The 14,070-nt window shown below is 69.4% G+C and carries 14 protein-coding genes; 9 read left to right on the top strand and 5 right to left on the bottom strand.

Annotated features, from left to right (window positions below):
- Positions 1-148: 148 nt before the first annotated feature.
- Positions 149-955 carry a S1 family peptidase gene (locus ACXIZN_RS19710; protein WP_457956118.1) on the bottom strand — a complete coding sequence of 269 codons (807 nt, stop codon included), beginning with the start codon at positions 953-955 and terminating at the stop codon, positions 149-151.
- 326 nt (positions 956-1,281) lie between these two features.
- Here ACXIZN_RS19710 and ACXIZN_RS19705 point away from each other — a divergent pair, with 326 nt between their 5' ends.
- The 9 genes from ACXIZN_RS19705 to ACXIZN_RS19665 all read left to right on the top strand — a co-directional run bounded on the left by ACXIZN_RS19705 (position 1,282) and on the right by ACXIZN_RS19665 (position 8,831).
- Positions 1,282-2,058, top strand: coding sequence for a GntR family transcriptional regulator (locus tag ACXIZN_RS19705; RefSeq protein ID WP_457956117.1), 777 nt, complete (start codon positions 1,282-1,284; stop codon positions 2,056-2,058).
- A 182-nt stretch (positions 2,059-2,240) separates the two neighbouring features.
- Entirely contained in the window at positions 2,241-3,353 is a 1,113-nt protein-coding gene (locus ACXIZN_RS19700) for a TIGR03364 family FAD-dependent oxidoreductase (protein ID WP_457956116.1), read from the top strand.
- On the top strand, positions 3,347-4,033 hold the full coding sequence (locus ACXIZN_RS19695; protein ID WP_457960558.1) for a phosphonatase-like hydrolase: 687 nt from the start codon (positions 3,347-3,349) through the stop codon (positions 4,031-4,033). The genes ACXIZN_RS19700 and ACXIZN_RS19695 overlap by 7 nt, the downstream gene beginning before the upstream one ends.
- A gap of 4 nt (positions 4,034-4,037) precedes the next feature.
- On the top strand, positions 4,038-5,057 hold the full coding sequence (locus ACXIZN_RS19690) for a 2-aminoethylphosphonate ABC transporter substrate-binding protein (RefSeq protein WP_457956115.1): 1,020 nt from the start codon (positions 4,038-4,040) through the stop codon (positions 5,055-5,057).
- Complete coding sequence (locus ACXIZN_RS19685; protein ID WP_457956114.1) at positions 5,054-6,115, top strand: ABC transporter ATP-binding protein; 1,062 nt, start codon at positions 5,054-5,056, stop codon at positions 6,113-6,115. The genes ACXIZN_RS19690 and ACXIZN_RS19685 overlap by 4 nt, the downstream gene beginning before the upstream one ends.
- Positions 6,112-6,969, top strand: a complete 858-nt coding sequence (locus ACXIZN_RS19680) for a 2-aminoethylphosphonate ABC transporter permease subunit (protein ID WP_457956113.1) — start codon at positions 6,112-6,114, stop codon at positions 6,967-6,969. The genes ACXIZN_RS19685 and ACXIZN_RS19680 overlap by 4 nt, the downstream gene beginning before the upstream one ends.
- Entirely contained in the window at positions 6,947-7,744 is a 798-nt protein-coding gene (locus tag ACXIZN_RS19675; protein ID WP_457956111.1) for an ABC transporter permease, read from the top strand. Before ACXIZN_RS19680 ends, ACXIZN_RS19675 begins: the two co-directional genes overlap by 23 nt.
- Positions 7,745-7,780: 36 nt before the next feature.
- Positions 7,781-8,257, top strand: a complete 477-nt coding sequence (locus tag ACXIZN_RS19670) for a hypothetical protein (RefSeq protein ID WP_457956109.1) — start codon at positions 7,781-7,783, stop codon at positions 8,255-8,257.
- A 163-nt stretch (positions 8,258-8,420) separates the two neighbouring features.
- On the top strand, positions 8,421-8,831 hold the full coding sequence (locus ACXIZN_RS19665) for a hypothetical protein (protein WP_457956108.1): 411 nt from the start codon (positions 8,421-8,423) through the stop codon (positions 8,829-8,831).
- 68 nt (positions 8,832-8,899) lie between these two features.
- Here the strand turns inward: ACXIZN_RS19665 and ACXIZN_RS19660 are convergent, their stop codons facing one another.
- The 4 genes from ACXIZN_RS19660 to ACXIZN_RS19645 all read right to left on the bottom strand — a co-directional run bounded on the left by ACXIZN_RS19660 (position 8,900) and on the right by ACXIZN_RS19645 (position 14,066).
- The gene (locus ACXIZN_RS19660) at positions 8,900-10,558 is read right to left on the bottom strand and encodes a fumarate hydratase (RefSeq protein WP_457956106.1); all 1,659 of its coding nucleotides are present in this window, start codon (positions 10,556-10,558) and stop codon (positions 8,900-8,902) included.
- Positions 10,559-10,866: 308 nt separating this feature from the next.
- A complete protein-coding gene (locus ACXIZN_RS19655; protein WP_126731471.1) occupies positions 10,867-11,898 on the bottom strand; it encodes a sigma-70 family RNA polymerase sigma factor in 1,032 nt (343 codons plus the stop codon).
- Between the two features lie 246 nt (positions 11,899-12,144).
- Positions 12,145-12,570, bottom strand: a complete 426-nt coding sequence (dtd, locus tag ACXIZN_RS19650; RefSeq protein WP_457956104.1) for a D-aminoacyl-tRNA deacylase — start codon at positions 12,568-12,570, stop codon at positions 12,145-12,147.
- Complete coding sequence (locus tag ACXIZN_RS19645; RefSeq protein WP_457956102.1) at positions 12,570-14,066, bottom strand: DUF7782 domain-containing protein; 1,497 nt, start codon at positions 14,064-14,066, stop codon at positions 12,570-12,572. The genes dtd and ACXIZN_RS19645 overlap by 1 nt, the downstream gene beginning before the upstream one ends.
- Positions 14,067-14,070: the final 4 nt, after the last annotated feature.

Raw genomic sequence — 14,070 nt, 5'->3', positions numbered from 1 at the left:
GTGTCGCGAAAGCCACTTTCGCGACCTCTGATGTCCTGAAAGTGGCTTTCGCGACACGGCGACCGGCGCTGTCCGCCGAACGAGAAGGTCCCCTCCACCACGCCGTTGTGGTGAAGGGGACCTTCAGGGCATGCCGTGCGGTGGGGAACTAGAGCCCGGCGGCCGCGTTCTTGATCGCGGTCGCGAAGGTGCTCACCTCGGTGTAGACGCCGGGAGCGTGCGCCCGCGCGCACCCCTCGCCCCAGCTGGTGATGCCGACCTGGATCCAGGCGCCGGCGCTGTCGCGACGGAACATCGGGCCGCCCGAGTCACCCTGGCAGGTGTCGACGCCGCCGGAGGTGACGTTGCCCGCGCAGATCTCGGCGCTGTCGATCAGGTCGGCGTAGCTGCCGCCCTGAGCCTTGCAGGTCGAGTCGGAGACGAAGGGCACGTTGGCCTTGAGCAGGTAGCGCTGCTGCGCCCCGCCCTCGGTCGCGGCGCCCCAGCCGGCGACGGTGAACGTGCCGCTGTTGTTGGCCGTCGTGGTGGCGATCGGCAGCGTCGGGATGCCGCTGACCGGGCTGGCGAGCTTGATCAGGGCCCAGTCACCGCCGGTGGAGGTGGGGTAGGTCGGCGACCTGTACACGTAGGTCGACTTGACCTTCTTGGCCGCGGTGCTCTGCAGGTCCACCACGCCGAGGGTGGCGGTGATGCCCGTGTTGGCCCCGGTCCGCGACACGCAGTGCGCGGCCGTCAGCACGATCTGCGGGGTGTAGAGCGCACCACCGCAGCCCATGGAAAGCCTTACCATCCAAGGAAATTCGCCCTGTGCGGCGCGCGTGCCACCGACCACGTCGGTGGACGGCGGCTCCGCGGCGACGGCTTGCGGAGCCGTGGCGAGACCCGCCAGGGTTCCGGCCGCCGCGACGGCGATCAGGGACTTTTTGAGCAGGCTGAACCGACGCTTGATGTCCAAGGGTTCATTCCTTCCGGCTGTCCACAGTGGAGGCAGGGAGACTGACTGCGGCCAACTGACTACAGCAGGTGGGCATACTCCGGGACAACCAACTTTCTTCGGATCTTTCAGCCGATGATGGTGATTAACGGACGCCCGCCCCCGGCCGCCGACGAATGGCGTAGACCGGAGCGCCCAACGCCGTTACTCCTGGACGGGCGGGCACCGGAACCGCCGGAAGGCTGAACGGCCGCCGGAGGTGCCCTTTCGGCCACGAGTGTGAGCGTGGCATGAACACTTCGTTCGGGTCAGTACAGGCATGGGGAAACGGGCCTAGGATCTGGATCGTGAAAGCGCGTTCGCCAAGACTACATCCACCCGCCGACGGGCCGGTCCGGGACGGAATTCCCGAACACGGCCGCATTCCCCGCTATTACGCGGTCAAAGTCGATCTGCTCGAGGTGATCTCCGAATTAGGGCAAGGAGCGGTACTTCCCACCGAAAGGGAACTGTCCGAACGATTCGAGGTTTCCCGCGCGACGGTGCGCCAGGCCGTCGGTGAACTCGTGCTCGAAGGGCGGCTGAGCAGGCGGCAGGGGAGCGGCACGTACGTCGCGGGCCCCAAGCTCGTCCAGCCGCTCGCTTTGGTGAGTTACACCGAAGGACTCAGGAGGCAGGGCATTCAGCCGGGCCGGAATCTGATCTCTTTGGAACGCCGGGAAGCGGGTCCGTCGCTGGCTTCGGAACTGGAAATCGATCCCGATGACGACGTCATCCACATCGAACGGGTGCTGCTCGCCGACGACGAGCGGGTCGGGCTCGAATCGACCTATCTCACCGCCGCGCGATTCCCGACACTGATGGATGTGTTCGATCCCACACAGTCGCTCTACGCCTGTTTGCGGGAACGGCTCGGGGTCGTCTTCGACGGCGCCGAGGAGCGGGTCGAGACCGTGCTCGCCACGCCACGGGAGGCCTTGCTGATCGGGACGAACCCCGCGCTGCCGATGCTGCTGATGCACCGGACGTCGTGGGGACCCGACGGTGTCCCGTTCGAGCGCGTCCGCTCGCTGTTCCGCGGTGACCGGCTCTCCTTCGAGACCCGACTGGGCCGAGTGGAGTAGCCGTCGCCCGCATTCAGTCCTCTGAACGCGGTATTTGTACTTTCAACGACCGCATCGAGAGGACGAAACGCGTCGTAATGTAACGCGAAGATAACAGGTCTGGTCCACATTTAGGTGGCACTTCACCTGCGGTTAGGGCGGGGGTCACGGAGCGTTGGTGCGCGCAGGCGAGCGTCTGCGGTGTGCGAATCCTCATCATCGGCGGCGGAGTGCTCGGCACTCAGCACGCCTGGCAGGCCGTCGAACGCGGCCACGACGTCGTCCAGATCGAACGTGAACCCGAGGCCAGGGGCGCGTCGGTGCGCAACTTCGGCCTGGTCTGGGTCGGTGGCCGTGCCAGTGGCCCCGAACTGGAGACGGCCGCCCGGGCGCGAGTGCTGTGGGAGCGCATCGGCGAACGCGTCGAAGGCATCGGCTTCCGGCCGAACGGCTCACTCACCGTCGTCCGCACGGACGCCGAACTCGCCGTCGCCGAGGCCGCGGCCGTGAGCACGGAGGACCGCGGCTTCAAGCTGCTCGACGCCGCCGAGGCCCGCGAGCTGAACCCGGCCCTGCGCGGCGACTTCCTCGGCGCGCTCTGGTGCGACCGCGACGCCGCCGTCGAACCGCGCGTCGCCCAGCCCGCCCTGCGCGCCGAGCTGGCGGAATCCGGCCGCTACACCTGGGTGCCCGGTCGCGAGATCCGCGACCTGACCGATCGCGGCGTAGTCGACGACACGGGTGAGACCCACGAAGGCGACGTCGTGGTGCTGTGCACCGGCGCCTGGACCGGTGGCCTGGTCAAGGAGCTCGCCGGGGCGACCCCGATCCGCCGCGTGCGGCTGCAGATGGCGCAGACCGAGCCGCTCGGGGAGACCCTCACCACCACCGTCGCCGACGCCGACAGCTTCCGCTACTACCCGGCGTACCGCGGCGACGCGCTCGACGGCCTCAACGCCGGGCAGCCGCAGGGTGAGATCGCCGCGGCCCACAAGATGCAGCTGCTCATGGTCCAGCGTCTCGACGGCTCGCTGACCATCGGCGACACCCACGAATACGACGAGCCGTTCTCGTTCGACACCACCGAAGACCCGTACGACCATCTGGCCGAGGTCGCCGGCGCGCTGCTCGGACGGCCGCTCCCGCGGATCGCCCGCCGCTGGGCCGGGGTCTACGCCCAGACCACCGACCCCACCCGGATCGTGCACCGCGCCCGCGTCGCGGACAACGCGTGGCTCGTCACCGGACCGGGTGGCCGGGGGATGACCTGTTCCCCCGCCATCGCCGAAGACACCGCAGAGGAGCTCTCCTGGTGAACACCGAACTCGTCGTCCTGGACATGGCAGGCACCACCGTCGCCGACGACGGCCTGGTGATCCGTGCCTTCACCGCGGCGATCGCCGCCGCCGGAGTGTCCGAAGAGGACAGCCGCTTCCCCGGAATGCTCGACTACGTCGTCGAAACGATGGGGCAGTCCAAGATCGTCGTCTTCCGCGCCCTGCTCGGCGGAGACGAGGAACGCGCCCAGCGCGCGAACACCGCCTTCCAGGAAGCCTACGAGAAACTCGTCGCCGACGGCCACTGCGAGCCGATCCCCGGCGCCGAGCAGACGATCCAGGAACTGCGCGCCCAAGGCGTGAAGGTCGCGCTCACCACCGGCTTCGCCCCGGCCACGCAGAACGCGATCCTGGACGCGCTGGGCTGGCACGGCCTCGCCGACGCCGTACTGGCACCGGGCGACGGGGTGCGCGGCCGCCCGTTCCCCGACCTCGTCCTCGCCGCCGCGCTGCGGCTCGAAGTCACCGACGTCCGCCGCGTCGCCGTCGCCGGTGACACCGCTTCGGATGTCCAGACCGGGCTGCGGTCCGGCGCCTCGATCGTCGCCGGCGTGCTCACCGGATCGGCAAAGAAGCCGGAGTTCGAAGCCGCCGGCGCCACCCACGTCCTCGAATCCGTCCGCGACCTCCCCGCCCTGCTGTCCCCCAAGGAGCTTTGACGACATGAAGAAACTCGCGGCCACCGCCCTCGCCGGGCTGCTCGCCCTGACCCTGGCCGCCTGCGGCGGAACCGCAGGCGGAGCGGCGGGCGACCAGACCGTCACGCTGTACACAGTGGACGGTCTCGAAGACTGGTACGCCCAGCGCTTCGAGGAGTTCAAGGCCAAGACCGGGATCACCGTCCAGGCCGTCACCGCCGGATCGGGTGAGGTCGCCTCCCGGGTGGAGAAGGAGAAGGCCAACACCCAGGCCGACATCCTGGTCACGCTCCCGCCGTTCATCCAGCGGGCCGCGTCGCAGGGCCTGCTCGCCGCCACGGCGCCCGCCGGGATCGACCAGGTCGCCGCCGGGCAGAAGGACGGCCAGGGTCGCTACTTCGCGATCATGAACAACTACCTCAGCTTCATCCGCAACCCGCAGGTCTCGCCCAAGACCTGGGACGACCTCCTGTCCCCGTCGCTCAAGGGCAAGCTCCAGTACTCGACCCCTGGCGAGGCGGGCGACGGCACCGCGGTCCTGCTGCAGCTCCAGCACGTCCTCGGCGAACAGGGCGCACTCGACTACCTCGCGAAGCTCGAAGCCAACAACGTCGGCCCGTCGTCCTCCACCGGCAAGCTGCAGCCGAAGGTGGCCAAGGCCGAGATCCTGGTGGCCAACGGCGATGTCCAGATGAACTTGGCCGCGATCGAGAAGAGCGGCGGTTTCGAGGTCTTCTTCCCGGCCGACGCGCAGGGCAAGCGCTCCACCTTCGCGCTTCCGTACTACGCGGGCCTGGTGAACAACGCGCCGCACGCCGAGAACGCCAAGAAGTTCCTGGACTTCCTGCTCTCGCCCGAGGTGCAGGGCAAGGTCGTCGACGCCTTCGGTGCCCCGTCGCGGACCGACGTCACGCCGTCCGGCCCGCGGGCGGACAAGGTGAAGGCCGCCCTCGACGGCGTCGAGATCTGGCAGCCCGACTGGAACGCCGTCCTCGCGAAGCTCGACGCCGACCTCGCCGCGTACAAGAAGGCCGTGGGCCGATGACCCCGGCGGTCGAATTCCGCGGGGTCTCCGTCCGCTTCGGCCAGACGACCGCCCTCTCGCCACTGGATCTCACCGTGGCGAGAGGGGAGACGCTGGCGATGCTCGGGCCGTCCGGCTCCGGCAAGTCCACGGCCTTGAAGGCGCTCGCGGGTTTCGTCGTGCCGAGTACCGGCCGGGTCCTGCTCGACGGCGAGGACGTCACCGAGCTACCGCCGCACCGGCGCGGCCTCGGCGTGGTCGTGCAGAGTTACGCGCTGTTCCCGCACATGCGCGTCGAGGCGAACGTCGCTTTCGGCCTCAAGGCAAGGAAAACGCCTCGGGCCGAGACGGCGAGCCGGGTCACCGAAGCGCTGGAGCTGGTCGGGATGGGCGAGTACGCCCGTCGCTATCCGCGTGAGCTTTCGGGCGGGCAGCAACAGCGCGTCGCGCTCGCGCGGGCACTGGCGATCCGGCCGCGGGTGCTGCTGCTCGACGAACCACTGTCCGCTTTGGACGCCGCCCTGCGCGAGGACATGGTCGCGGAACTCTTGCGGCTGCGGGCCGAACTTCCCGACACCACGCTGATCTACGTCACCCACGACCAGGGCGAGGCACTGGCGCTGGCCGACCGGATCGCCGTCATGCGCGACTCGAAGCTGGTCGAACTCGGCCCGAGCCGCGAGCTGTACCAGCGTCCCTCGACCGAGTTCACCGCGAGCTTCCTCGGCGCGTCCAACCTCATCCCGGTCGAACTGATCCAGGCCGACGGCACCCGCGTCCGGCTCGGTGACCGCGAGCTGGCGGCCGATCCGTCCGGGACCTTCCGGGCGGGGCAGCCCGTCGCGCTCGGCGTCCGGCCGCACCGGGTCGGGATCACCGAGGCGGACGCCCCCGGCGCGCTGCCCGCGGTCCTGCGTGGGGTCCAGTGGCGGGGCACGGGCTTCCGGCTCGACCTCGAACTCGCGCACAACGGGGACGAGGTCCGGGCCGAAGTACCGGACATCGAAGGTCTCCCGAGGGTGGGCGGGCGGGTCGGAGTGTCCATTCCGGACGGTTGCCCGCTGGTGGGCGTCGGATGACCGGCCTCGCGCTCGCCACCACGGCGGCGGCACCGGCGCGGCGGCGGGAGAAACAGCCCGGACGCGGCTGGTTCCTGCTGCCGCCGGTGCTCGCCCTGCTCGGTTTCTTCGGCTACCCGCTCGTGCTGGTCGTCCTCCAGTCCCTGGAATCGAAGACCGGCGAGTTCGGCTTTTCGGTGTGGCTCGACGTCCTGGGCTCGGCGGAATTCCGGGACGCCGCCTGGAAGACCATCGCGCTCGCGCTCGGCGCCACCGCGGGATGCGTGGTGCTGGGGACGTTCCTCGCGCTGGTGATCGCGTTCGTGCCGTTCCCCGGCGCGCGGACGCTTTCGCGGCTGGTGGACACCGTGCTCGCGTTCCCGTCGTTCCTCATCGCGCTCGCGTTCACCTTCATCTACGGCAGCGCCGGGATCCTGGGCGCGGGCGGGTTCCTGTACTCGCCGTTCGGGATCCTGCTGGCGGAGATCACCTTCTACACGCCGTTCGTGATGCGGCCGGCGCTCGCCGCGTTCGGCCAGGTCTCGTCGGCGCAGATGGAGGTCGCGGCCAGTCTCGGCGCGAAACCCGGCCGCGTGCTGCGCCAGGTGATCCTCCCGGAAGCCTTGCCGTCACTGGCTTCCGGTGCCTGTCTGACCATGCTGCTGGCGATGAACGAGTTCGGCATCGTGCTGTTCCTCGGCGCCAAGGACGTCACGACGCTGCCGATGCTGGTCTACGGCAAGGGAATCGTCACCTTCGACTTCCCGCAGGCGTGTGTCATCGCGGTGGTCAACGTCGTGTTCTCCCTCGCCCTGTACGGAACCTACCGGCGACTGACGAAGGGAGGCCGTCGTGCTGCTGTGGACCAGGCGTAGCCGCGTCCTGCTGTGGGCGGTGTTCGCGGTGCTGTTCTCCGCGATCGTGCTGGCGCCGCTGCTGATGATCGTGCTGGCGTCGGTCGCCGGGAACTGGACGGGACTGCTGCCGGGCGCGCTCACCGGCTCGCATTTCGCGCAGGCGCTGTCCGGGGAGACGTTCGCGAGTCTTTCGGTGAGCATCCAGACCGGGGTCATCGCGTCGCTGGTGTCGGTGCTGCTGGGGACGTGGGCCGCGCTCGCCGCCCAGTCCGCGCCGTCCAAGCTGCGGAAAGCCGTCGACACCCTGTTCCACCTGCCGATCGCCGTGCCGTCGGTGGTGCTGGGGCTCGCGCTGCTGGTCGCGTTCAGCCGTCCGCCGCTCGCCTTCAACGGCACGCGCTGGATCGTGCTGCTGGGTCACGTGATGATCCTGCTGCCGTTCTCCTACAGCACGGTTTCCGCCGCGATCGCGCGGATGGACCCGCTGCTGGCGCAGGCGGCGGCGAGTCTCGGCGCTTCGCCGGTCCGGGTGCTGCTGCGGGTGCGGCTGCCAGTCCTGCTTCCGTCGATCTCGGCGTCGGCGAGTCTCGCGCTGGCGATGTCGATGGGCGAACTGGGCGCCACGATGATGTTGTACCCACCGGATTGGCGCACGCTGCCCGCGAGCATTTTCGCGCTCACGGACCGGGGGCAGGTGTTCTTGGCGTCGGCGAGCACGGTGCTGCTGCTGGCCGTCACCCTCGCCGGGGTGGTGATCCTCGGACTGGTCCGCGGCCGCGCGGCCCATCGTTGATGCAACCTTCGGTGAGGTCCATCCCGTCCTGAAACCATGATGAACGCAGCGAAGACGCTGGGCGCGGGGCTCGTGCTCGCCGCGACGGCGGCCTGCGGCGCGGGCGGCCCCGGAGCACCGGCGAACACGAGTACCCCTCCGGTCGTCACCACACCCTCGGATCTGCCCACCTCGGTCCCGGCGAGCCCGCCGGGAGCGAAACCACCGATGTCCCGGCCGACCGTCGGCCCGCCGCCGTCGGACAAGATGCTGCCGCCGTCCCAGGTCGACGCCAAGGTGCCCGCCCAGGCCAGCGCGGAGAACGGCGGCCTGAACGTGCACCTCGAACTGAGCGGCTGCGACGAGGCGAAGGCGGACCTCGCCGAGGAGAACGCGCAGCGGGTCGTGGTCAAGGTGAAGATCGACCACGGCGATCCGGGGCAGATGTGCCCGCAGGTCATCCGCTACGCCGTCCTGCCGGTGAAACTCGCCGAGCCGCTCGGGCCGCGGACCGTCGTCATGGAAGCGGGTTGAGATCATGTGCAACCCCACGACGGTCTCGTTCCGTCCCAGTCACATGAGGTACTTAACGAATGTCATCGGCCTTGGCCTGATCGTCGTTGCGGTATCCGCTTGCGGGGCGCAGAACCAGGCAGCGGAACCCGCGGCCGGACCCGGGAGCGGCACCCTGAGTACCGTGCCACCGTCGTCGTCCGCGCCGCCGTCCTCCTCGCCGGCCCCCGCGCCGAGCAGCAAGCCGGGAAGCCAGCCGGGTGTGCCGGGCGCGCCTCGCCAGGAGGTGCCGGAAGGCAGCACCAAGCTCCCGGACAAGCAGCTCGACGCGTCGGCGCTGCCCGCGGACTATCCGCGCGAGGTGTACACCAGCAACGGCGGGACCATCCTGAACATCCGCGGTCAGGAAGGCGGCTGCGGGCACGCGACGGCGGAGGCCGCGCAGCAGGACGGGACCAGGGTGACCGTCAACCTGACCGAACTGAAGGGCCAGACCGGCCAGATGTGCACGATGGACATCCGGCATCCGGTGCTCTCGGTGACGCTGTCGGCGCCGCTGGGGGAGCGGACCGTGGTCCTGAAGCAGATGCGATAACCGACCGGAACGCCGTGAAGGCCTCCTTGCCTACCCTGAAGGTAGTGAGGGAGGCCTTCACGGACGTCTCAGCGGAAGCTGATCTGCAGCACCGGTTCCGAGGTGGCTTCGAAGAAGTCGTTGCCCTTGTCGTCGATGACGATGAACGCGGGGAAGTCCTCGACCTCGATCTTCCAGACCGCTTCCATCCCCAGCTCGGCGTACTCGAGGACGTCGACCTTCTTGATGCAGTCCTGCGCGAGCCGCGCGGCCGGGCCGCCGATCGAGCCGAGGTAGAACCCGCCGTGCTCGTTGCACGCGGCGGTCACCTTCTTGGACCGGTTGCCCTTCGCCAGCATCACCAGCGAACCGCCCGCGGCCTGGAACTGCTCGACGTAGGAGTCCATGCGGCCCGCGGTGGTTGGCCCGAAGGAGCCCGACGCGTAACCCTCGGGCGTCTTCGCCGGGCCCGCGTAGTACACGGGGTGGTCGCGAAGGTATTGAGGCATCTCTTCACCCGCGTCGAGCCGCTCGGCGATCTTCGCGTGCGCGATGTCGCGGGCGACGACGAGCGGACCGGTCAGCGACAGGCGGGTCTTCACCGGCAGCTGCGAGAGCTGCGCGCGGATCTCGGCCATCGGCCGGTTGAGGTCGACGGTCACCACCTCGTCGGACAGGTCGTCCTCGGTGACGTCCGGCAGGAACTGCGCCGGGTCGCGTTCCAACTGCTCCAGGAAGACTCCGTCGGCGGTGATCTTCGCCTTCGCCTGGCGGTCGGCCGAGCACGAGACGGCGACACCGACCGGGCAGGACGCGCCGTGGCGCGGCAGGCGGATCACCCGGACGTCGTGGCAGAAGTACTTGCCGCCGAACTGCGCGCCGATGCCGAACTGGCGCGTCATCTCCAGCACCTGCTGTTCGAGGTCGACGTCGCGGAAACCGTGGCCCAGCTCGGAGCCCTCGGTGGGCAGGTCGTCGAGGTAACGCGCGGAAGCGAGCTTCGCGACCTTCAGGTTGAACTCCGCAGACGTGCCGCCGACGACGATCGCGAGGTGGTACGGCGGGCAGGCCGCGGTGCCGAGGCTGCGCAGCTTCTCGTCGAGGAACTTCGCGAGCCGCTTCGGGTTCAGGACGGCTTTCGTTTCCTGATAGAGGAACGTCTTGTTCGCGCTGCCGCCGCCCTTGGCCATGAACAGGAATTCATAGCTTGGGTCGCCCTGGCCATCTTTGTGATAGAGCTCGATCTGCGCCGGCAAGTTGGTGCCCGTATTGCGCTCATCCCAGAAATTCACCGGCGCCATCTGCGAATAGCGCAGATTCAACTCCTGATAGGCGTCGAAAATACCGCGGGACAGCGCGCGCTCGTCGTCGGCGCCGGTGAGCACGCCCTCGCCGCGTTTGCCGATCACGATCGCGGTGCCGGTGTCCTGGCACATCGGGAGGACGCCGCCGGCGGAGATCGCCGCGTTGCGCAGCAGGTCCATCGCGACGAAACGGTCGTTGCCGCTGGCCTCGGGGTCGTCGACGATCGCGCGCAGCTGCGCGAGGTGTGACGTGCGCAACAGGTGCTGGATGTCGGTGATCGCGGTCTTGGCGAGCCTGGTCAGCGCCTCGGGCTCGACCTTGAGGAACTTCCGGCCCGCGGCTTCGACGACCTCGACACCTTCGGTGCCGATCAGCCGGTACTCGGTGCGGGTGTCCTTGGCGAGGGGAAGGACTTCGGTGTACTGGAACGTGGTGGGCGCCACTGCGCGGGCTCCTTTGCCGGCATCGGGAACTCGCCCACGGTACTCGGCGGGTCCCGAGTGACCGGCGGCACGTCCGGCGCGAAGGCAAGGGGAACGCAATTCCCGCGCTGCAAATTGTCGTCGCGCCGGACAAAGAGTTCGGGAGGCCGGGCCCACCCCGACGGACCCGACCTCCCGGGGAAAGCGATCCGGGTGCGAACACCCGACCGCGAAGACTTATTACCTGCTCGACGGTCTCGTGACGCAGGTCATAAGTCAACGCTGCCGAACGGGTGTTGCTTTTCCGAGCCGAAACGGCTCAATGACCATTACGAAGCGTAGGCGCGCAGGCGATCCGCCCGCTCACCCTGACGCAGCTTCGACATGACCTCTCGCTCGATCTGCCGAACGCGCTCACGGGAAAGCCCGAAGTGCTTGCCGATCTGGTCGAGCGTGCGCGGCTGGCCGTCGTCGAGGCCGTAGCGCAGGCGGATCACCTGGGACTCGCGGTCGTCCAGCGTCGCGAGCACGCGGCGCAGGTCGTCCTGGAGCAGACCGGAGATCACGGCGCTCTCGGCGTCGGTCGCCTCGGAGTCCTCGATGAAGTCACCGAGCGGGGCGTCCTCCTCGGTGCCGACCGGCATGTCGAGGCTCACCGGGTCACGCGAGTGGTCGAGCAGGTCGGAGATCTTGTGCGCCGGGATCCCCGATTCGGCGGCCAGCTCCTCGTGGGTGGCGTCCCGGCCGAGCTGCTGGTGCAGGTCGCGCTTGATGCGGGCCAGCTTGTTCACCTGTTCCACCAGGTGGACCGGCAGCCGGATGGTGCGTCCCTGGTCGGCCATCCCCCTGGTGATGGCCTGGCGGATCCACCAGGTCGCGTAGGTCGAGAACTTGAACCCCTTGGAGTAGTCGAACTTCTCCACCGCGCGGATCAGACCCAGGTTCCCCTCCTGGATCAGGTCGAGCAGCGGCATCCCCCGGCCGGTGTAGCGCTTCGCGAGCGAGACCACGAGGCGGAGGTTGGCCTCCAGCAGGTGGTTCTTCGCGATGTGGCCGTCACGCACGAGGGCGGACATCTCCGAACGCCGCTTCGGCGTGAGGCCCTCGGCCGTGTCGAGCATGTGCTGGGCGAACACGCCCGCTTCGATGCGCTTGGCCAGCTCGACCTCGTCGGCGGCGGACAGCAGCGCCGTCTTGCCGATTCCGTTGAGGTACACGCGAACGAGGTCCGCGGCCGGGCTCTGGGCGTCGAGGTCGGCGTCGGTGAGCGCCCCCGTGCTCACCGGCTCCTGGGTGGATTGCGCCGGGATACGGCGCTCGCGAATCCCGCGCGCTTCGCGTTCGAGAGTCTGGACTGACATTCTGCCTCCCCGGTCACGGGCTGAACGTGCTGCGGTCGTCCGCCGGGTCCGTCTCGGTGTAACAGGCCCTGTGGAAAACCCGCTACTCCTCGTCGGCCCAGCTTGGCTGGACACTTGGCTCAACGCCGGGAGGTCCGAAAACGTTCCCGGCCGCTACAGAGGAGACGGGCGGCTGACCTGGGGCGTTGCTCCAGCAACCCTGAGCTTTTCCTGAGAATGCCCGTGCCGGGGAGAAGGAAACGTGGTCTAGACCTCTATGAGGAGGGTGAACGGGCCGTCGTTCACGCTCCGGACCGCCATCATGGCCCCGAAGCGGCCGGTTTCGACCCGCGCGCCGCGTTCGCGCAACGCGTCGACGACTGCCGTCACGAGGGGTTCGGCGACCTCCGGCCGGGCGGCCGCAGTCCAGGACGGACGGCGGCCTTTGCGGGTGTCGCCGTACAGAGTGAACTGGCTTACGACGAGCAGGGGAGCGCCGGTGGTGGCGCAGGACTCCTCGTCGCGAAGTATGCGAGCTTCGTGCAGTTTGCGGGCCATCGCCGGCACCTTCGACGCATCGTCGTCGAGGTGGATTCCCAGCAGCACCAGCAAACCCGGCTCGTCGATGGCACCGGTCACCTCGTCGCCGACGGTCACGCTCGCTTCCGTGACCCTCGCCACCACCGCCCGCATCAGACGGCGGGGAGGAGCATGCCGTGCCGGACCAGCTCCCGGACGACGGGGAGCGCGGCTTCGGCCAGTTCCTCCGGTTCGAGCCCCTGAGCGGCCGCCAGGAGCACGATCAGGTCCTCCAGGGGAAGCGCGCCCTGGCAGCCCGCGAGCAGCCGTGTCGCGAGTTCGTCCACTTCGTGCGACCACCCGGGACCGTCCGTGCGGTGCAGCCGCTGGACGGTGGTGGCCCAGCCCTCTTCGCCCGGCTCGGCGACGCTCTCCAGAAGCACGGTTTCCGGCACCCGGAAACGGACATCGAGGAGCGAATCACCGTTGGTGCGAAGCCATTCCACCCGGTCCAGCCAGTTCGCGGCCTCGGCGCCCAGCGGGTCGTCGTAGGCCTGGCGCAGGTCTTCGCACACGATCGCCGGGGTCGCGCCGTCCGCCCGCCGGAGCGTGACGAAGCCGAACCCGATGCCCTGGACGTCGTTTTCGTCGAACCAGTCGAGCCACGCTCCGGATTTCGCGCGGCCTTCGGGGGACCGGGGATCGATGCCGGCGTCGCGCAGCCACGTGCCGACATACAGCCCCGGGTCCGCGATGTCCCGCTGGACGAACCACGCGTCGGTCTCGGCGGGCAGCCAGCGGGTCACCCGATCGCCCCAGTCCTCGCCCTTCACGTGCAGCCAGGACGCCAGGAGCTGGCCGGTGCCGCCGTCGTTGAGGAACCCGGGCAGCTGCCGCACCACGAGCGCGCTGGCGTCGTCACCCGCGAGACCGGAGTCGCGGTAGGTGTAGTCGACCCGCGGCGGGCCGACCACGAACGGCGGATTGCACACGATCTGGTCGAACCGGCGCCGCGCGACCGGCGCGAACCATTCGCCCCGGACGAGCTCGACGTCCAGTTCGTTGAGCCGGAACGTCGCCGCGGCCAGCGCGAGTGCGCGGGCCGAGACGTCGGTCGCGGTGACCTTCTTCGCGTGCCGCGTGGCGTGCAGCGCCTGGACGCCGTTGCCGGTGCCGACGTCGAGCAGGCTGCCGACCTCGCGGCGGCTGGTGGCCCGGATCAGGCTGAGCGAGGCGTGCCCGACGCCGAGCACGTGGTCTTCGGGCACGGTCGTGCCCAGGACGTCGGCGTCGAGGTCGGAGACGACCCACCACGAGCCTTCGTCGTCGCCGTGCGGGCGGACGTCGAGACCGGCCCGGTAGCCGTCGGCGGCCGGCACGAGCAGCGTCGCGGCGACCGCGTCATCGAGGGACAGCGGCGCGAAAGCGGCCTCGACGTCCTTCTCCGGTTCGGTGGATCCCAGCAGGAAGAGCCGGATCAGCGTGCCGAGTTCACCCGCGTCGCGGGTCGCGCGGTGGGCGAGTTCCGGTTCGCCGCGGCCGAGGGCGCCGTGCGCGGAACCGAGGGCGCCGACCACGCCGTCGGCGTCGTACCCCGTCCGGCGGAAGGCGTCCCGCAGCCTCGCGCAGACGTCGTCGGACAGGTCGGGGAGGGCCGCTCGTGTGCTCACGGTG

The sequence above is a fragment of the Amycolatopsis sp. TRM77291 genome (genome assembly GCF_054166285.1).
The sequence above is the reverse complement of the archived record's forward strand: the minus strand, read 5'-3'. Positions and strand labels throughout refer to the sequence as shown.